The following is an 18,917-nucleotide window of genomic DNA, read 5'->3' as shown; positions in this document are numbered from 1 at the left end:
TCCTGTTCAGATCTCGCCGGACAGCTGCTTGCGAACCGCTTCGATTGCGGCGGCATTCTCTTCAACCTCGATCTCTGCGCGGATCGCGGCGGTCAGCTGGGCGGTGTATTCGTTGATCAATGCCGGTGCGAGCTGCTGGCGGGTTTGAGCCAGTATGGGGCTGTCATCCGCAAGCGGCTCGGCGGAGATTTCGTCGAGATCGACAATGTACCAGCCAATATCGTTCGGTGCTTCCAGCAGCTTGGTGGAGCCTTCGGCCATGCTGAACAGTAACACGAGCGGTGCAGGAATGTTGCGGTTCTGCTGCGCCATGAGCTGACGGCGTTCGAGATCGATCCGCTCGATTCCGGGAAACGGTTTGTCCTCGCCATCGAGGGCTGCACTAAGCGTGGTGTCGCCGCGTACTGCATCAAGCACACGGTCTGCACTCTCCCGGGCGAGTTTGCTGCCTTCGAAGAAGCGCCATCCGACGACCAATTCATCGCGAATTTCAGCAAGCGGCGGAGCGGCAGATTCGGTAATCTGCCCGACTTCGAACACAATGAACTGCGTCCCGGGCACCAGTTCCGCTAGCTGAGGTTCGCTTTCTTCCATCTGGAAAGCTGTCGCGATTGTCGCGGCCAAAACAGGCGGTGCCTGTCCACCCTGTTCCCCGAACACTCGGCCATCAGCAAGCAATGGTGCGGTAGTGGTCAGTTCGAGATTGTAGGCATCCGCGACCTCGGCCAAGGCGGTGCCGCCATCGACCTCTTCCTCGATCCGGGCGCTCAGATCGGCGAGGGCGGCAGCGCGCTTTTCGCCCTCGATTTGCTCGCTCAGTTCTTCAGTGGCTTGCTCAAGAGTGCGAGCCGGTGTGCGCGTGATGTTATCCACACGGGCGATGTAGAAGCCAAGCGCGCTGCGTGCGGGATCGGCGACTTGGCCTCGTGCCGTGTTGAATACCGACTCCGCAACGGCGAGACTTGCTGATGACGCGAGCTGGGCTTTCGTGTTGTTTTCCACACTCGTGACGCTGAACCCTGCCTCTTGCGCAGCGGCTTCAAGCGATTGACCGCCCCGAATGCGTGCCACGATAGCGTTTGCAGCATCTTCAGTCGGCACGAAGAAGGACGAAACATCGCGCGTTTCTTGCGCAGCGAAGCGCGTGGGTTCGGCGTCGTAGCGGGCTTTGATCTCGGCGGGAGTGGGCGTGACGCTTGCATCAAGCGTGTCTGCACCAAAAGTCGCGAACCGGATCGTCCGACGTTCCGGCAGCACGTAGCGATCGCGGTTTTCCGAGTAAAACGCCTCAAGTTGTGCGTCAGTCGGCTCACCTTCCGGAGCAAAAGCTTCGCTTGGGATCAAGGCAATCTCGCCTTTGCGGCGTTCCAGTACTAGCGCCGCATATTGCTGAGCCACCTTGCCCGGCATCTGCGGCACGGCGAAGGCAGGAATCAGCAATTGCTGGGCGAGGAGGCCGTCTGAAAGATCGCGGCGAAGGATGGCATCGGAAATACCCTGTCGGCTAAGCGCTGCCTGGTAAGTCCGCTGATCAAATTCCCCATCGATCCCGCGGAACGCGGCGATTTGAAGTATTTCGCTGTTCACCAGATTCTCGCCTGCGCGCAGGCCGTACTTTTCGGCGTAAGCGCCGATGGCGTAGCGATCGATCAGCTGGTTCAGAACTTCTTCGAAGCCGCCTTGTTCGATGAAGGCAGGCATCGTGATGGTCGGGTTCTCGCCGCGCACTTGCTGCAACGCCGAATTGGCTGTGCTGGTCAGCTCCGACGTGGTGATGCGATCATCGCCGACCAAGGCGACGCGATCACCACCAGAGACACCGCCAAACGTGCTGCCGGTGATATCACTCGCTGCAAACGCAAGTGCGATCAGACCGATAAAAAGAAACGTGATGGCCAAGCCGATTTTCGACTGGAAGAACTTGCGAAATCCCGAAATCATTGGTGTGCGTAATCCTGCGCAATATGTGGCAAAGCCAACCTTGGAATGTGATTGCGCTTTATCGGCCCTGCGACCTCCCGGCAACAGGTAGCCAAGCCTTTTGACTGTAAGCGCTTCCTCGGCTAGCGGACGCCGCCCCCTGACCCTACATCGGGTCGAGATTCGTTACCTCGCAGGAAATTGGCATGGCCCAGCGGCCCTACATTGTCGGAAATTGGAAAATGCATGGTACCAGAGCCATGCTGTCCGAAGCGCGCGCGATCGACCGCGCGGCGCAACGTCACATGAAAGTGGAGGTGGCAATCGCGCCGCCATACACTTTGATCCACCCGATCCACCGCGAAGCCGAACAGATCGGTGTCGGGGCTCAGGATTGCCACCACGAATCGGAAGGCGCGCACACTGGGGATATCTCGGCAGCGATGCTGGCCGATGCCGGGGCAAAATTCGTCATTCTTGGACATAGCGAGCGCCGACAGGCGCACGGTGAGAAAGATTCCGTCGTTCGCGCCAAGGCAGAGACGGCGCTGGGATCGGGCCTGCGGGTGATCCTGTGCTGCGGCGAAAGCGAAAAGACGCGCGACGCTGGTAAAGCGATTGAGTTCGTCAAAAAGCAGCTCAAATCTTCGCTGCCCAAAGCTGGCGAGGAATTGGGCGACGCATCTGAAAAGCTGACAATCGCCTATGAACCGATCTGGGCCATTGGTACCGGAAAGACCGCAACTGGAGCCGATATCGCAGCGATGCACGGCGAAATCCGTGAATTGCTGGTAGAGCTGTATGGCGAAGACCAAGGCAGCGAAATTCGCATCCTCTATGGCGGATCGGTAAAGCCTGAGAATGCTGCAGAAATCTTCGCCACACCAGAGGTGGGCGGGGCGCTTGTTGGCGGAGCCAGCCTTACTGCCGACAGCTTCATGGGCATCGCGCTCGCTGCAGCTGAGACCGAGGACAGTTGATCCCGTAAGGCCTCGCGCCTACATGGCACCCAACACAGTTTGAGAACCCAATTCATGTCGCTCTTCATTTTTCTTACCGTCATTCAGGCAATCGTCGCCGCCGCTCTAGTCGGCGTGGTGCTTATGCAGCGCTCTGAAGGTGGGGGGCTCGGCATCGGCGGTAGTCCCGGCGGTGCCTTGGGTGCTCGCGGTGCAGCAGATTTCCTTACCCGTTCGACGAAGTGGCTTGCTGTCGCATTCGTGACGCTGTCGATTGCGCTCGCTGCTGTGGCGGTCGACACGACCAACGCAGACGACATTTCTTCGACGCTTGATCGCAGCACCACTCCTGCTGCGTCCGGCGATCTGCTGGCTGATCCGGTTCCGGCCACAGGCGAAGATCCCTTGGCCGATCCTGCCGGTGCGCCTGAAGCAACTGGCGACGAAGATCCGCTCGCCGAGTAAGCGCAACGCTCGTTCATTCGAACGAGCCTGTGGATTGGCAAGCAGCTTAACACCTATTTGCTTGCCCCGAATCCAAAACAGAGCTTAAGGCTCGCCTCCCATGGCGCGGTACATTTTTATCACCGGCGGCGTGGTCTCCTCGCTCGGCAAAGGTCTCATGGCAGCAAGTCTTGCTGCCCTGTTGCAGGCGCGCGGGTACAAGGTGCGCATCCGCAAATTCGACCCCTATCTCAATGTCGATCCGGGCACGATGAGCCCGTATCAGCACGGCGAAGTCTACGTGACCGATGATGGTGCCGAGACCGATCTCGATCTCGGCCACTACGAACGCTTTACCGGCGTGTCTGCACGCCAGAGCGACAACATCACCTCTGGCCGGGTCTATCGCGACATCATCGCGCGAGAGCGTCGCGGTGACTATTTAGGCGCGACAGTTCAGGTCATCCCGCATGTGACCGACGCGATCAAACAGTTCGCTCTCGCGGATCAGGACGATCATGACTTCATCCTGTGCGAAATTGGCGGGACTGTGGGCGATATCGAATCGCTGCCATTCATGGAGGCGATCCGGCAGCTGCGGAACGAGCTTCCTCCGCAGCAGACTCTGAGCGTTCACGTGACACTGGTCCCTTACATCGCCGCCGCCGGCGAGTTGAAGACCAAGCCGACACAGCACTCCGTACGAGAGCTCGCCAGCCTTGGCATCAAGCCTGACGTACTTCTGTGCCGCGCCGAGCATCCAATTCCCGATGGCGAGCGCCAGAAAATCGCCAATTTCTGCAATGTTCGTAAGGAATCGGTGATCCCAGCGCTGGACGCACCGTCGATCTATTCGGTGCCACTGCAATACCATCAGGAAGGCCTCGACGCAGAGGTTCTGCGCGGGTTCGGGATCACCGATGCGTCGCCACCCGATCTTTCGGCGTGGGACGACGTGACCGACCGATACTTCAATCCCGAAGGCGAGGTCACAATCGGTGTGGTTGGCAAATATGTCGGCCTTCCGGATGCTTACAAGAGCCTCAACGAAGCGCTTGTCCATGGCGGCCTTGCCAACCGGGTGAAGGTCAACATCAAGTGGATCGACGCCGAACTGTTTGAAGGCTCCGAGGACGAGATCGTCTCTGAACTCGAACCTTTGCACGGTATTTTGGTCCCTGGTGGCTTCGGTGAACGCGGAAGCGAGGGGAAGATTGCCAGCGTTCGTTTCGCGCGAGAACGCAGCGTTCCGTTCTTCGGGATCTGTCTCGGAATGCAGATGGCCTGCATCGAAGGCGCGCGAACGGCGGGTCTGGATGCGGCTTCCTCGACAGAATTCGGTGAAACGCAGGAACCTGTAGTCGGGATCATCACTGAATGGATGAGCGAAGACGGCATCGAACAGCGGGAGGCCGGAGGTGATCTGGGCGGTACAATGCGCTTGGGCGCCTATGATGCCAAACTCTCTGCCAACAGCCACACTTCCCGCATCTATGACGGAGCCGAGGTTATTTCGGAACGGCACAGGCATCGCTACGAGGTCAACAGCGCCTACATTGATCCGCTTGAAAAACAGGGCCTAGTGTTTTCGGGAATGTCACCCGATGGGTTGTTGCCGGAAATTGTCGAGCGGCCCGATCACCCTTGGTTTGTCGGGGTGCAATTTCACCCTGAGTTGAAGTCCAAGCCGTTCGATCCACACCCCTTGTTTGCTGGCTTTATCGCAGCCGCGTTGGAACATTCCAGGCTTGTTTGAGGTCGTTTGAAGCGCCCGAATGACCGCTCGTCGTTTGTTCGTTGACCTTCACGACCGACTCGCTAGTGCATTTTTTGCAATCAAAGCTCATTCAGTGTAAAAGCTGTCGTGTTTTTACAAACACCTGAAATTAATCTTGCGCATAATGGCGAACTCGCCCTACGCGGCACGGGTCTACAGGTTTTCTAAAGGGGGGCAGGGTATAAACCCGCCCATGTGATAGCAGCGTATAAAGCTGGCGTAGATCAACCTGCGCCGCGCTGTTTCGAGCTCGCACCGGTATTGATCGTCTTCTGCGACCCGGACGATCAGCGTCGGTCGAGGCGGCTACATGGTCGCGGGGACGGATCAATGCGATCCGTCCCCACTTTTCTCAACAGATTGAAAATGTGGCAGTTAGGCCGCGTCTGAAGCTTTGTCAGCGCTGGTATCGGGCACAGCTGTCAGGGTTGGTGCACCGTTCACCGCGATCTTCTTCGGCTTCATCGCTTCGGGCACTTCGCGCACCAGATCGATCACCAAAAGACCATCGGCGAGATCGGCATTTTCGACCCGAACGTAGTCCGCCAGTTCGAATCGGCGCTCAAAACCGCGATTGGCAATTCCGATATGGAGCAGTTCCGAGCCATCTTCGACTTCGTCGCGCTTCTTGCCTTGGACGGTAAGAAGGTTCTGCTGTGCGGTGATGTCGATATCTTCCGGACGGAAGCCGGCGACTGCCAGAGTGATGCGATAATTGTCTTCGCCACTGCGCGCGATGTTGAAGGGCGGATAATTGTCGCCCGAATTGCTGCGAGCCTGACTCTCAAGCAAGTCGAACAGGCGATCAAAGCCTACGGTACTGCGGCGGTAAGGGGTAAAATCTAGACGTGACATAATTGGCAAATCCTCTTGTTTGAGCAATTTGAACATCGTGTGCAGACCTGCCTTATGCAGCGCCTGCGGTTTTGCCGCATGTGCATTCCCCAGGACTGGCGGAACGCTGCGACACACCCTATTTGGGACAGGAGATTTTCCTTTCAAGGGGCCCGGACTGCGATGCGCAGATCGGCCCTGGATCACCTTTCGGGACTGATAACATGACTACGCCAACGATCGACATCTACACCAAATTCGCCTGCCCATTCTGTGTTCGCGCGAAGCATTTGCTGAAAGCGAAAGGTGCCGAATTCAACGAATACGACATTACGATGGGCGGGCCGAAACGAGATGAGATGCTTTCGCGTGCTCCGCAGGCCCGCACGGTGCCGCAGATCTTCATTGGCGAAATCCATGTAGGTGGCTCTGATGATCTCGCCGCGCTTGAAGCAGCCGGCGAGCTTGACGGCCTGCTGGCAGGGTAGGGCGCTCCTTTGCCGAAAATTGCTGTCCTGCAAATGACTTCGGGCATTGATCCCGAGGCGAATATGTTCGCCATCGAGGACGCCGCACAAGAAGCATCGAACGCGGGCGCAAAAGTCCTGTTTACTCCGGAAATGTCGATCCTGATCGACAAGGATCGCAAGCGGGCAATGGATTGGATCGAAAGCAGTGGTCCCGGCGAAATCACCGAGCGGATGTTCAACTACGCAGGCGAGTTCGGCATCGACATAGCCTTGGGATCTCAGCCTGTCCGGGCTCCTTCCGGCAAATGGGCCAATCGATCCATGTATTTTGATCGGCGTCTTGAGGGGCAGGTGCGCTGTGCCGTCTATGATAAAATGCATATGTTCGACGTCGATCTGGCGAACGGCGAGACTTGGCGCGAAAGCAATGCTTATGAAGCCGGTCAGCATGTGGTCAGCGTCAGAGACACGCCGGTAGGTAAGCTCGGCATGACCATCTGCTATGATTTGCGTTTCCCAGCTTTGTTCGAGGAGCTCGGCCAGCGCAAATGTGACGCCATCGCCGTCCCCGCCGCGTTCACGGTGCCAACCGGCAAAGCCCACTGGCACGTCATGCTCCGCGCCCGCGCAATCGAGGCGAGCGCTTTCGTCATAGCCGCCGCGCAGGTCGGCAAGCACGAAGATGGGCGCGAAACCTACGGTCACAGCCTTGTGGTCGATCCGTGGGGCGAAGTGCTGCTCGACATGGGCGGTGACGAACCCGGACTGGGCTTCTGCGACATCGATCTCTCCCGGATCGAAGAGGTCCGCGCGCAGCTGCCCAGCCTTGCCAACAAGCGGGAAATCCCCAATTAGGCCGGGCAATGATTGTTTTCGATCTTCACTGCAGCGAAGGCCACCGTTTTGAAGGCTGGTTCGGCTCATCGACCGACTACGAAGAGCAACGCGAGCGCGGCCTGGTGTCGTGCCCAGAATGCGGTTCGCCTGAAGTTGGCAAAGCGCCCATGGCTCCGGCTGTCCCGGTCAAGGGCAATACTGGACGCGTGGTCGCTGCTCCAGCTGCCGAGAGCGAAACAAAGCCCGTAACCAACACGCCAATGCCTGCCGAAGTGCAGGAGGCCATGAAAGCACTGGCAAAGGCGCAATCCAAGGCGCTTGAAAACAGCACCTATGTTGGTGACAGTTTCGCCGACCAGTCTCGTGAAATGCACTATGGCGAGCGCGACGAGGCACCGATCCATGGCAAGGCTAGTCTCGAAGAGGCCAAGGCACTCGTCGATGAAGGTGTACCGGTTGCGCCGCTGCCATTCCCAATCGCACCGCCCGAAGATTTGAACTGACTGGATTGATCGGTGACTTGCTGATGCTATTGAGCATCTCGGGTCCCCGTAGCTCAGTTGGATAGAGCGTCGGATTCCTAATCCGAAGGCCACAGGTTCAAATCCTGTCGGGGACACCATCCAGCCATTTTCATAAGGCGCCAACGTAAAAAGGCGCTCGGCATATCCGTAGCAGCGCCCACAATGGGGGCCGGTCGGAAGAGCCGTAGCGCCTTCTACACAACCTCTTGGGGATGAGGCTGGTGATACGATCGAAGACTTTCGGATTAACCGGAGTGACCGCTTCGTTAAGAACCATCATTCGGTGCGACCGTAGCGCCTTCGAGAGACATTTCTAAGGGCACATAGCTAACAAAGGGTAAACGTGGATTTCCCTGACGTCAGGCTCGGTTGACGCTTGAACTGCCGCTCCAGCGGCGCTGTGCGAACAACGACAGAACAAGCACCGTTCCAGACATCGCGATCAGCAAAGTGCAAGTGCCGGCCCATCCTGCCCAATCGTAAATGCCCGTGCCGAGGACACTACCGAGCGCGCCGCCGAGAAACATGAAGACGATATAGGTGGTAGTTAACCGGGTGCGGATCTCAGGCTCGAGCGCGAGGAAAGTCATTCTGCCAGTGACATCGATCGTTGGTCCCACAAGATTGACCAGCACCATCGGAACCAGCAGCATCCAAACGTTGAACCCGCATGGGTAAAGGAGTGAAATTCCGAACAATTGTATGGCCGCCGCCGAAATCCTGGCTGTGCGCGCACCGATCTTGTCTGCCAATCGCCCCAGGCGCGGCGTGGAAAGGATGCTGATCGCACCGATCCCGGCAAGGTAACCAACTGTGTCGACGCCGTAACCGAGCTCAGGGCCGGTCAAATGCAAGGCCAAGGCGAGCCAAGTTGCGGTGAAGGTCGCAAAGTTCAGACCCTGGATCAGCGCTGAGATCAGCATATCGCGGTTCTGTGCTGCCAGCGTGAGGACCGATTTCAACAGAGCTGTGTAGCTGCCGCTCGGTCTCTTTGGCTGGCGGGCTTCGCTGCGCATGGTGATGGGCAATAACAGGGTGACACCCGCCATCAGTGCGAAGGCACACCAATACACGATGCGCCAGCCGAACTCCTCAGCCAAGACGCCCGCACCAACGCGTGCGACGAGAATTCCGAAGATCACCCCAGCAGTCAGCGATGCCGTGACTTGTCCTAATCGCTCAGGTGCAACACGCTTCGATGCGAATGCGGGAATGAGGTAGGGCGCGATGGTGACGAAGCCAAGCAGGGTCGACGCCAGCGTGAACAGCGCGAAGCTCTTAGCGAGAGCCATTCCTAGCATGAAGATCGCCTGTGAGGTGACGAAGATCAGGCACAATGTCTTGTTTGAGTAACGGTCGCCGAGCGGCAGGAGCAAAAAGATGCCGAGCGCCAGTGCGAGCTGGTTTAGCGCTGGCACAATGCCGATCTGCGCTTCGCCAACTCCGAAATCACGCGCGACTTCGCCAATGATGGGATGGATGTAATAGGCATTAGCGGTGACGACCGCGACCGTCACCGCCAATGCGAATTCCTGAGATCGGCTGAGGTAGCCGCCGTTATCGTTCAACCGAGAAAACCCGCCTTCTTGGCGGTATTGACCACACCTTGCGCGAGTTCGACCGGACGATCTTCCTGACAGAAATGCCCGCAAGTCGAGAGCATGTCGTGCGGCATGCCTTCCGCTCCGGCGATACGATCAATCAATGGCTGGGCGAGGCCTCCGGTGACCGGATCATCTTCTCCGAACAGTGTCAGAAACGGTTTGTCGAATGCGGCGAGCCCCACCCAAGCCGCCTTGTTCTGAGCGATCCCGTCCATGCCATCTTCGACGGGCACGAGCTGCGGGAAGGCCCGTGCGCCAGCCTTGCTGGGTTCATCGGGGAACGGAGCGTCATAGGCCGCAATTTCGGCCTCGCTGCGCTCTGTAGCGGTAGCACGCTGCAACAACTCGCCGATCTGGAATTCGGGCGATGATTTGGCAAATTCACGCCAAGCCAGAAACGCCGGCGACGGCGTCCCGCCGACCGGCAGGAAGGTGTTGCTGGCAACAACGCAAGAGAACTTCTCTGGCTCCTCGCCAACCATCCGCAGACCGAGCAATCCGCCCCAGTCCTGACAGAAAAGCGCAGCGGGTTGAGGGACAACAGACTCTCGCCATTGTTTCAGCCAGCTGACGTGCCGATCATAGGTGTAGAACGCGATATCATCCGGCTTGTCGCTCTTTCCGAAACCAATCAGATCGGGCGCGAGGCAGCGGAAGCCCGCTTCGACGAGCACTGCTATCATTTTGCGATAGAGGAAGTTCCAACTCGGCTCGCCGTGGAACAGTAAGACCGGCGGGGCGTCTTTGGCTCCCTCATCAAGATAGTGCATTTGTCCGCGATGCCCGTCGCCTAGATCGACCTCGATCCAGTTTTCAGCGAACGGATAATCCGGCAGGTTTTCGAAGCGTGCGGGGTCGTGTTTTAGAATTTGCATAGAAGGCCTCTCCCTCGAACTGGCCAAGGGAGAGGAGCAAAGCCGTTAAGCCGCTTCTCGGATGCCCTCTGCCATCGGTACGCTCTCTTTGAACGTGTGGGTGATGTAGGGGAAGGGGATTTCGATGCCCGCTTCATCCAATCCGCGCTTAATGGCGCGCACAACCTGATCGCGGTTCATCACTGCATCGGGACCAGACGAAGCTGCCCACCAACGCACGACAAAATCGACCGAACTGGAGTTGAACGTGTCGGCAAGGACCTGAATGTCCTTGTCCTTGCTCACGAGATCGACGCTGCCGACTGCTTTGCGAATAACAGCATCCGCATCGTCGAGGTCGGTATCGTAAGATACCCCGATCACGACTTCGAAACGACGCTCTTCGAGGTCGGTGACGACTTCGACCGGGTCCTTGAACAGCATGGAGTTCGGCAGAACGTGAAGCTCGCCCGAAAAGGCTCGGATGTGAGATTCGCGCAGGCTGATAAACTCAACCTTGCCGTGAATGTCGCCCGATTTGATCACGTCGCCGATCTGCATCTTGTCGCGCAGCATGATCATCACGCCGGCGAGGAAATTCTCGAAGAAGTCCTGAAATGCGAAACCGATAGCGACCGCTCCGATACCAAGTCCGGCTATCAGGCTGGTCGGGCTGAAATCCGGAAAGACGACAATCGCGGCAATCATCGCGCCGCCGAGCCATACGCCGAGGCGAACAAGCGTATCGACGAGGTTGCGTAGTGAAGGGCGGAGTTCGGTCTTGCCGATGATCCGCGCGCTGATCCGCGATGCACCTTTGGCGACCGCCCACGTGATGCCGATAATAATGAGGGCAATGACCATCGCGGGAAGCGAGGCGACGAGGCTCTCGGCCATGGAGTTGATTTGGTTTAGCAGTGTCTCAAGCATAAATGTTTCTTAGAAAGCTCCTTTTGTTACCCAATGGGTGAACCCCTCCGATTGTTCCGAGAAAGACACCCCCCTGTTTCTGGCGCTTATCCAAACAGGCAGGTGGACTTGGGTGCCACGCGGCGGCAATCACGCCTCAAACAAGGGACCCATCGAACATGCCTCAAGAGACCGAAGAACTTGCCGAGATTCGCCGCGCTGTGCGCAGCCTGTGTGATGATTTCCCCGGCGAGTACTGGCGCACAAAGGATGCTGCGCGCGAATATCCCGGCGAGTTTGTCGATGCGCTTACCAAGGCAGGGTTCCTCGCCGCTCTGATCCCGGCTGAATATGGCGGGAGCGGGCTGAGCCTCGATGCGGCGTGCGTGATCATGGAGGAAATTCAAGCGAGCGGCTGCAATGGCGGCGCGGCGCACGCGCAAATGTACATCATGAATACGCTGCTGCGGTATGGCAGCGATGCGCAGAAGTTCGAGTACCTTCCCAGGATCGCGAGCGGCGATTTGCGCCTGCAGGCCTTTGGCGTTTCCGAACCGACCAGCGGAACCGACACGCTGAGCTTGAAGACCCGCGCGGTTCGCGATGGCGATGAATATGTGATCAATGGGCAGAAGATCTGGACCAGCCGGGCCGAGCATTCGGATCTGATGCTCCTGCTCGCCAGGACCACTCCCAAAGAGCAAGTAGAAAAGAAGACAGAGGGCCTGTCGATGTTCCTCGTCGACATGCAAACCGTCACCGGCAAGGGCATGGAGATCAAGCCGATCCGCACAATGATGAACCATTCATCCTGCGAGGTGTTCTTCGACGATATGCGCATCCCGGCGAGCGCACTTGTCGGCGAAGAAGGGAAGGGCTTTCGCTACATTCTTTCCGGCATGAATGCCGAACGTATCCTCATCGCCTCGGAGTGTATCGGCGATGCCAAATGGTTCATTGATCAGGCCAAGACCTATGCCAGCGACCGCAACGTGTTTGCTCGGCCGATCGGCCAGAACCAGGGTATCCAGTTCCCGATTGCTCGCTGTTACGCACAGATGCGCGCTGCGGAGTTGATGGTCCACCACGCAGCGCAGGTTTACGATGAAGGCGGCAATCCCGGTGAGGAGGCGAACATGGCGAAATTGCTCGCGTCGGAAGCGAGTTGGGCAGCCGCTGACATGTGTGTCCAGACATTTGGCGGATTTGGCTTTGCCGAGGAATATGACGTGGAGCGGAAATTCCGCGAAGCGCGACTCTACACGGTCGCGCCGATCTCGACGAATTTGATCTTGTCATACCTTGCTGAACATGTGCTTGGCTTGCCAAGGTCTTATTGAATTGCACAGAAATCTGGCGAATTTCCCGCGATTCGGGCACTTTCTTGGCCTGACTGACGAATATCTCTTGAACCGCCGGGTTAACTATGATTCTGTCCGAATAATGAGGGGAAATCGGATCACTACGCGTCAGCAATTGCGGTTGCCCACCGACCAGTTGAAGCAGGGCGGCGCACTGCTTTTGCTGTTGGTGCTCACTGGCTTGGCAATTGCCGGGCCCACTGGCCTGCTTGCGTGGAGCGAGAATTCCCAGCTGCTCGAGCAGAGGCAGGCTCAAATCAGCGCCCTGACCGAGAAGCGTGACGCGCTGAAGAATCGTGTTGAATTGCTCGATCCCGAAGCCGCCGATCCAGATTTGATTGGTGAGCTGCTTCGCGAACAAAACGTTGTTCACGCCGACGAGCTCGTAGTTACGATCGAAGAAGAATAAGCGCACCGCGCTCCCTTCCAACTCGCATACGAATTCTGACAGAACGCTTTACGTTGCGTAATCGCAATTCACGCGCCTATAGGATTTGAGCGCGCACTCCTCCCCCAATACGCGCATTCACACTGTGATGAGAACAAAGGACATCAGCCTTGGCCAAACAGCCCAGTAAGGCGAAAACGGCGACCAACGCGCCTGCCAAATCCCGCGCCAAGAAGGCGCCAGCCTCCCAAACAACCGCGGCTCCGTCGGACGATCCCGACTTTATCCTGCATTCCCTGCAGGAAGAGTTTGAGGCGCAGAAACGCTTCAATGCATCGCCAGAACAGATGCTCGAATTCTACGAGCAGATGCTTCTGATCCGCAGGTTCGAGGAAAAGGCCGGTCAGCTTTACGGCCTCGGCCTGATTGGTGGGTTTTGCCACCTTTATATTGGTCAGGAAGCCGTTGCGATTGGACTTCAGTCTGCGCTGGATGGCGACAAGGATAGCGTGATCACCGGTTACCGGGACCACGGTCACATGCTGGCCTATGGCATCGACCCCAAGGTCATCATGGCGGAACTGACGGGCCGCGAAGCTGGTATCTCGAAGGGGAAGGGCGGCTCGATGCATATGTTCAGCACCGAGCACAAATTCTATGGCGGACACGGCATTGTTGGCGCGCAGGTCGCCCTCGGTGGCGGACTCGCGCTTGCGCACCAATACAATGACGATGGCGGGCTGTGTCTCGCCTATTTCGGTGACGGAGCTGCGAACCAAGGGCAGGTCTACGAGACCTTCAACATGGCTGCGCTGTGGAATCTGCCGATCGTATTCGTTGTCGAGGACAACCAGTACGCCATGGGCACCGCGTCCAAGCGGTCATCGGCGGAAACGCGGTTTTATCGCCGTGGCACCGCATTCCGTATTCCAGGTATGGAAGTGAACGGCATGGATGTGCTCGAAGTACGTGCCGCTGCCGAAGTGGCGTTCAGGCATGTTCGCGAAGGCAAGGGACCCGTCCTGATGGAACTCAACACCTATCGCTATCGCGGACACTCGATGTCTGACCCGGCCAAGTACCGGACTCGCGAAGAGGTTCAGGATCAACGCGATCACCATGACCCAATTGAAGGCTTGAAGAAGGCATTGGTTGAAAGCGGAAAGACCGAAGAAGACCTGAAGGCGATTGACAAGGCGATCCGCGCACGCGTTGCCGAAGCGGCCGACTTCGCCGAAAGCTCGCCCGAGCCGGGTCCGAGTGAACTCTACACAGATGTTCTGGTGGAGGAGTATTGAGCCATGGGTATCGAACTAAAAATGCCGGCGCTGTCTCCCACAATGGAAGAAGGCACGCTCGCCAAATGGCTGGTCAAGGAAGGCGACGAAATCGCACCAGGTGATATCCTGGCCGAGATTGAAACTGACAAGGCGACGATGGAGTTCGAAGCCATCGACGAAGGCACCGTTGGCAAGATTTTGATCGACGAAGGCACTGAGAATGTTGCCGTCGGGACGGTGATCGCAATGCTTGAGGGGGAGGGCGACGAAAGCCCGGCTCCCGCTGCTACTGCAACACCTGAGCCAGCGCCAACGCCAGCACCCGCCCCGGCACCTGAGAAGCCGGCATTATCGGCACCAGTTCAAGACCCCGAAATTCCGGAAGGCACCAGTTTCACGCCGGTTTCGGTCCGCGAAGCGCTCCGTGATGCGATGGCGGAGGAAATGCGTGCCGATCCTCGCGTGTTCGTGATGGGCGAGGAAGTCGCCGAGTATCAAGGGGCGTATAAGGTCACCCAAGGGCTACTCGACGAATTCGGCCCGAAGCGAGTGATCGACACACCGATCACGGAATACGGCTTTGCCGGCGTTGGCACCGGTGCAGCGATGGGCGGTTTGCGCCCTATCGTTGAATTCATGACCTTCAACTTTGCGATGCAGGCGATTGATCACATCATCAATTCGGCGGCGAAGACCAATTACATGAGCGGTGGCCAGATGCGCTGCCCGATTGTCTTCCGCGGCCCCAATGGCGCGGCATCGCGCGTCGGAGCGCAGCACAGCCAGAATTACGGACCTTGGTACGCCAGCGTCCCCGGCCTGATCGTGATCGCGCCGTATGACAGCGCTGATGCCAAAGGCTTGATGAAAGCTGCAATTCGTTGTGAGGACCCCGTCGTCTTCCTGGAAAACGAACTGGTCTATGGCCGCAGCTTCGATGTGCCCGACCTCGACGATCACGTTCTGCCGATCGGTAAGGCGCGGATCATGCGAGAAGGTTCTGATGTGACCATCGTGAGCTATTCGATCGGTGTTGGTATGGCGCTTGAAGCGGCTGAGACCTTGAGCGGGGAGGGCATCGACGCGGAAGTCATCGACTTGCGTACGCTTCGCCCACTCGACCGCGAAGCGATCCTGACCAGCCTCGCCAAAACCAATCGTCTGGTTATTGCCGAAGAGGGCTGGCCTACATGCTCGATCGCTAGCGAGGTACAGGCGCTGTGCATGGAAGAGGGCTTCGATGATCTCGATGCGCCCGTTCTGCGGGTCTGCAATGAGGATGTTCCGCTGCCTTACGCCGCAAACCTTGAACAGCTCGCATTGATCGACGTCGATCGCATCGTCGAAGCGGCTAAAAAGGTCTGCTACGTCTGAAAATGATATCGAGGGCCGCGCAATGCGGCCCTCAAATCATGGACGATCTGCCGAGAAATTTGCGCAGCTTGCGGTGTTTTGCCCCGATTGCGAGGGATAGAGCTGTGTGAGATCGCGGCTATCGCGAACATTGAACGCGGCCGTGTAGGTCAGCGTTTCGCCATCGAGATAATCGAACGGCGTCAGAGCCTCATAGTCATAGGCGATTTCGACAAACATCACGGCTGTGCCGGGGCTAGCCGTAATGCGCCGACCATCTTCGCCCATACCCAGAAAGCTCGTGCCGAATTCCCCAGTGCCTTCGGTGCCGTAGCTAGAGGGATAGTTCTTCGCACCACGGCAACGCTGCCACTGGATCCACTGTCCACCTTCGGCATTCTGCTGGAGACTGGACAGGATTACCCGTCCGTTCTCGAAGATGTCGATCCGCTCACCAAGTTTCTCCGCACCGACAAGCACCTCGTTGATGTCGTCTTCGAACACACGGCGGGCCACGAGCACATCCTGCTCGCCGACGCGCGAAGCGTTATCGGCCACCTGCATGGCGATCTGGCTCACCTGCATGTGGGTGGTCGCATAGTAGGCCGTTTCCGAACCGAGCATGCCAAGCGACAGCACGATCGGCGCGGTGAAAGCGAATTCCACCATCGCAACACCCGATTTTGCGCGCGGCAGAGCGCGCAGGCGCCGGGCCTTGCGCGCAAGCGGAGCGAACTTCTTCTGAAATGCGGTGATCATGGGCAATTCCCGACTTCGATTACGCGGTTTTGTTGGTCGTAAGGCTGGTTTCGCAGCACGGTTGATGACGTGAGCGTCATGTTGTCGCTCATGCCTATCAGGCCGGCCACCGGAAATAGGCGAGGCCATTCCACTGTCGCTTTATAAAGAACGGCATCGCGCGCGCCCCCGACACCGGACGAGCCGCGGTTAGCATCCCACTGACCATTGCCATTCGAATCCTCGAAAGGCTCGCCGTCATTGCAGATCAAGTCGCCGTTGTTGTCCGTAAAGTCCTCCGCCTCACCAACATCGCTGAAGTCGAAGTGAGACAGCTTTTCCAAGGTGACTGTGGCGTTGTTTGGCACCACCGTCTTGACCTGATCGATCACACGTTGGTCGATGGTTCCCTGCTGACTGCCGGCGGATTCGAGAGTGAGATCCCGCCCAGCCTTCTGCATCGCACCATTGATTTGCGCAGCGGTGTATTGCGAGTGCGCCATGTCGAAAATACCCATCAGCATGAGTATGAGGATCGGCGCGACCAGACCGAATTCGGTCAGGGTCGCACCGCTCTCATCACGGCGTAGGCGCTGGGTCCAACGCAGCCCGATCATGACGTCAACCTCAGGTCGGCGATCTGTTCGGCGATATCCTTGAAGGTCGTCGCCAATTCCTCGGCATTGTCCGCTTCAAAGGCCCGGCCAGCAGTGGCACAGTCGGTAAGATTGTCGGTCAATTCGGTACCGAATGCGACCACCCAAACCGAAATATTCATGTTCTGCGCGGCCCGACAGGCAGCCTGGAACCGTGCGGCGTGGCGAGCAGCCATCTGGTCTTCACTGCCATCAGTCGTAATCCGGCGATCCCAGAATTCGATTCCGTACAGGCCATAAATCCAGCGCTCGGTCGCTTGCGTGCCATCCGTCATGAAGACGATGTGGCGGGCAATGCTATCGCCATTCGGAGCAGTCGCATTTTGCCCGGCGAAAATGCCGTTCGGCGAGATGTAGCGGGCGCCCCAGATCATGCCGAAGTCATGATACGTCGCACCTTGAGCCCGCAGCGAGCTGACGTAGGACTGTACCTCACCTCTCGTCATACCTGCGTCAAGCTTGCGAGCAGCCACCGGACAAACATCGGCACCGACAGCGGCGACGTTGTCCATATCTTCTGTGCTTTCTACCGTGCCACTGAGCCACGAGCCAGTGTCCCAGACGCCATCATCGGCGTCGTTGTTTTCATGACGATAGTAGACCGCGCCAGGCAGAGCTGGTTTCCAGCGCTCATCATCTGTCGACGGAACCAGATTGATGTCGAGATCGAAGGCTCCGTTGGGCACGGGGTCAAAGTTCGCTTCGGCGACTGTATCGGCTTCTTCGATACAACCGCTCCAGGTATGCGAGACGTTCGATCCGCCAGCACCGGTGTCGGTGATGACGTTGCCGCCAGAATAGAAGTTCGAAACGTCAAAGTCGCGTTCACGATACGACCAGGAGGCCACGGTGATGGTTTCACCTTCTTCAACGTCGTCCTCGTCAGCTTGGCGGAACTTATCGATATTGCCTACGCAGGCCGCACGCCAAGGTGTGGAGGCGCCGTAGCCATTCCAGACCTTCAGCCAGTATTGCGCCCGTGTAATGCGCCATAGCTCGTTTCCGACGAGGTATTCCTCATCCTCCATCCGGAGACATTTGTCTCGCGCGGAGGAATCTGCGTAACTGTCATTGTACCAGTAGTTGCGCCACTGATAGTGAGAAATCCAAATGCCGCCACCAAGGTTGTTTGGGTCGCGCGGCATGTATTCGTAGGATTGACGATCGAGGATCCAGTCTCCGATTTCCACCCCGTTGCCTGGGACCTCGGTAGTCGTTTCGACCCAAGTACGCGATTCATAGCTCGCAGTGTCCGCCATCCACGAGGTGATGTCCCCGCCGACATTTACGCCGTGCGAGTAGGGAAGGAAACCATAGCGAACCTGTGCCTGCGGCGAAGTCGATCCTTCGATCACATCGTAAAAATCGAGCACAGCATCCCGCAATGCTTGAATCCGCGATCCGTTCGATCCGCCGTTCGTGTACTCGCTATTGTTGTTGTTGCCATTCGTACAACTGACCGCTGAGTCTGCAGGACAGTTCATTGAACCGGTTACGTCCATTACAAACATGATGTCGGTGTTGGCGATGTTGATATCGGCCGAGCATGTCACCTGCACGTCGAACTCATCGTACCCAAAGATATGCATCAGGCTTGTCGGCAGTTTTCCGGTTGCCGTTCCGGTGACAACGCCTTCGTTATCCGCCGTGTAGGTGCGCGCCTTGCCCTCAAGACCGAACTGACCATCGTAATAGTTCTGGTCGAAGAACGCGTTGCCGACAGCTTTGTCTTCATCACTGAAGTCGCCATCGTCCATTGCGCGGCGTGCGGCTAGCGCGCCAGCGTCGCAAGCGGCCTGCAGGCGCGTTGTTGTCATGTAGTATCGACTGGCGTCAACAGCGCCGCCAACCATGCCGATCAGCGGGACCAATGCCACCGCAGAAATCACGATCGTATTGGCCGTCGGGTCCGCAGCAAGTCTGCGGAAGAAGGTCATCGTACCCATGCTCTTCGAGTCCTTATTAGGCTTCGGGCGCAAAAATTTGCGAAAAAACAATTGCATGGATTG

18 protein-coding genes and 1 tRNA gene are annotated in these 18,917 nt (G+C 57.8%); 11 read left to right on the top strand and 8 right to left on the bottom strand.

All coding sequences use genetic code 11. From position 1 onward, the window contains the following. Positions 1-6 precede the first annotated feature (6 nt). Positions 7-1,941: a SurA N-terminal domain-containing protein gene (locus tag Q0837_RS06470; RefSeq protein ID WP_298466604.1), complete on the bottom strand. Its 1,935-nt coding sequence runs from the start codon at positions 1,939-1,941 to the stop codon at positions 7-9. Between the two features lie 185 nt (positions 1,942-2,126). Between Q0837_RS06470 and tpiA the strand changes: the two genes are divergently transcribed. The 3 genes from tpiA (at position 2,127) to Q0837_RS06455 (ending at position 5,079) form a co-directional block, all read left to right on the top strand. After that, complete coding sequence (gene tpiA, locus Q0837_RS06465; RefSeq protein WP_298466601.1) at positions 2,127-2,900, top strand: triose-phosphate isomerase; 774 nt, start codon at positions 2,127-2,129, stop codon at positions 2,898-2,900. Positions 2,901-2,954: 54 nt separating this feature from the next. Beyond that, positions 2,955-3,344 (top strand): preprotein translocase subunit SecG, encoded by a 390-nt coding sequence (gene secG, locus Q0837_RS06460; protein ID WP_298466599.1) that lies wholly within the window; start codon positions 2,955-2,957, stop codon positions 3,342-3,344. A 100-nt stretch (positions 3,345-3,444) separates the two neighbouring features. Continuing rightward, on the top strand, positions 3,445-5,079 hold the full coding sequence (locus Q0837_RS06455) for a CTP synthase (protein ID WP_298466597.1): 1,635 nt from the start codon (positions 3,445-3,447) through the stop codon (positions 5,077-5,079). Between the two features lie 396 nt (positions 5,080-5,475). Here the strand turns inward: Q0837_RS06455 and Q0837_RS06450 are convergent, their stop codons facing one another. Then, on the bottom strand, positions 5,476-5,955 hold the full coding sequence (locus Q0837_RS06450) for an Hsp20 family protein (protein WP_298466594.1): 480 nt from the start codon (positions 5,953-5,955) through the stop codon (positions 5,476-5,478). 203 nt (positions 5,956-6,158) lie between these two features. Here Q0837_RS06450 and grxC point away from each other — a divergent pair, with 203 nt between their 5' ends. The 4 genes from grxC to Q0837_RS06430 all read left to right on the top strand — a co-directional run bounded on the left by grxC (position 6,159) and on the right by Q0837_RS06430 (position 7,863). Next, positions 6,159-6,422 (top strand): glutaredoxin 3, encoded by a 264-nt coding sequence (gene grxC, locus Q0837_RS06445; protein ID WP_298466591.1) that lies wholly within the window; start codon positions 6,159-6,161, stop codon positions 6,420-6,422. 9 nt (positions 6,423-6,431) lie between these two features. After that, positions 6,432-7,259 carry a carbon-nitrogen hydrolase family protein gene (locus Q0837_RS06440; protein WP_298466590.1) on the top strand — a complete coding sequence of 276 codons (828 nt, stop codon included), beginning with the start codon at positions 6,432-6,434 and terminating at the stop codon, positions 7,257-7,259. An 8-nt stretch (positions 7,260-7,267) separates the two neighbouring features. Next, entirely contained in the window at positions 7,268-7,744 is a 477-nt protein-coding gene (locus tag Q0837_RS06435) for a DUF1178 family protein (protein ID WP_298466588.1), read from the top strand. Positions 7,745-7,786: 42 nt separating this feature from the next. Beyond that, positions 7,787-7,863: transfer RNA gene (locus Q0837_RS06430), tRNA-Arg, on the top strand. A gap of 261 nt (positions 7,864-8,124) precedes the next feature. Here Q0837_RS06430 and Q0837_RS06425 read toward each other — a convergent pair. From Q0837_RS06425 to Q0837_RS06415, 3 genes are read right to left on the bottom strand one after another with little or no spacing between them, the layout of a single operon-like run. Next, positions 8,125-9,333: an MFS transporter gene (locus tag Q0837_RS06425; protein WP_298466585.1), complete on the bottom strand. Its 1,209-nt coding sequence runs from the start codon at positions 9,331-9,333 to the stop codon at positions 8,125-8,127. Continuing rightward, complete coding sequence (locus Q0837_RS06420; protein WP_298466582.1) at positions 9,330-10,244, bottom strand: haloalkane dehalogenase; 915 nt, start codon at positions 10,242-10,244, stop codon at positions 9,330-9,332. The genes Q0837_RS06425 and Q0837_RS06420 overlap by 4 nt, the downstream gene beginning before the upstream one ends. Positions 10,245-10,289: 45 nt before the next feature. Continuing rightward, positions 10,290-11,153, bottom strand: a complete 864-nt coding sequence (locus Q0837_RS06415; protein WP_298466579.1) for a mechanosensitive ion channel family protein — start codon at positions 11,151-11,153, stop codon at positions 10,290-10,292. Between the two features lie 158 nt (positions 11,154-11,311). On the opposite strand from Q0837_RS06415, the gene Q0837_RS06410 reads away from it, so the two are divergent. The 4 genes from Q0837_RS06410 to Q0837_RS06395 all read left to right on the top strand — a co-directional run bounded on the left by Q0837_RS06410 (position 11,312) and on the right by Q0837_RS06395 (position 15,535). Beyond that, complete coding sequence (locus Q0837_RS06410; protein ID WP_298466577.1) at positions 11,312-12,472, top strand: acyl-CoA dehydrogenase family protein; 1,161 nt, start codon at positions 11,312-11,314, stop codon at positions 12,470-12,472. A 103-nt stretch (positions 12,473-12,575) separates the two neighbouring features. After that, the gene (locus tag Q0837_RS06405) at positions 12,576-12,902 is read left to right on the top strand and encodes a septum formation initiator family protein (RefSeq protein WP_298466573.1); all 327 of its coding nucleotides are present in this window, start codon (positions 12,576-12,578) and stop codon (positions 12,900-12,902) included. A gap of 149 nt (positions 12,903-13,051) precedes the next feature. Next, a complete protein-coding gene (pdhA, locus tag Q0837_RS06400) occupies positions 13,052-14,179 on the top strand; it encodes a pyruvate dehydrogenase (acetyl-transferring) E1 component subunit alpha (RefSeq protein ID WP_298466570.1) in 1,128 nt (375 codons plus the stop codon). A gap of 3 nt (positions 14,180-14,182) precedes the next feature. Further along, positions 14,183-15,535: a pyruvate dehydrogenase complex E1 component subunit beta gene (locus tag Q0837_RS06395; RefSeq protein WP_298466567.1), complete on the top strand. Its 1,353-nt coding sequence runs from the start codon at positions 14,183-14,185 to the stop codon at positions 15,533-15,535. 36 nt (positions 15,536-15,571) lie between these two features. Here Q0837_RS06395 and Q0837_RS06390 read toward each other — a convergent pair whose 3' ends face one another. Genes Q0837_RS06390 through Q0837_RS06380 form a run of 3 tightly spaced genes read right to left on the bottom strand, consistent with a single transcriptional unit; the run spans position 15,572 to position 18,854 of the window. Beyond that, the gene (locus tag Q0837_RS06390) at positions 15,572-16,273 is read right to left on the bottom strand and encodes a TadE/TadG family type IV pilus assembly protein (protein WP_298466566.1); all 702 of its coding nucleotides are present in this window, start codon (positions 16,271-16,273) and stop codon (positions 15,572-15,574) included. Further along, complete coding sequence (locus Q0837_RS06385; protein ID WP_298466564.1) at positions 16,270-16,869, bottom strand: TadE/TadG family type IV pilus assembly protein; 600 nt, start codon at positions 16,867-16,869, stop codon at positions 16,270-16,272. Before Q0837_RS06385 ends, Q0837_RS06390 begins: the two co-directional genes overlap by 4 nt. Further along, positions 16,866-18,854, bottom strand: coding sequence for a pilus assembly protein TadG-related protein (locus Q0837_RS06380; RefSeq protein ID WP_298466561.1), 1,989 nt, complete (start codon positions 18,852-18,854; stop codon positions 16,866-16,868). The genes Q0837_RS06385 and Q0837_RS06380 overlap by 4 nt, the downstream gene beginning before the upstream one ends. Positions 18,855-18,917 lie beyond the last annotated feature (63 nt).

Source organism: uncultured Erythrobacter sp., from assembly GCF_947499705.1.
Taxonomy (GTDB): Bacteria; Pseudomonadota; Alphaproteobacteria; order Sphingomonadales; family Sphingomonadaceae; genus Erythrobacter.
This window is presented reverse-complemented; position numbering and strand designations above follow the sequence as displayed.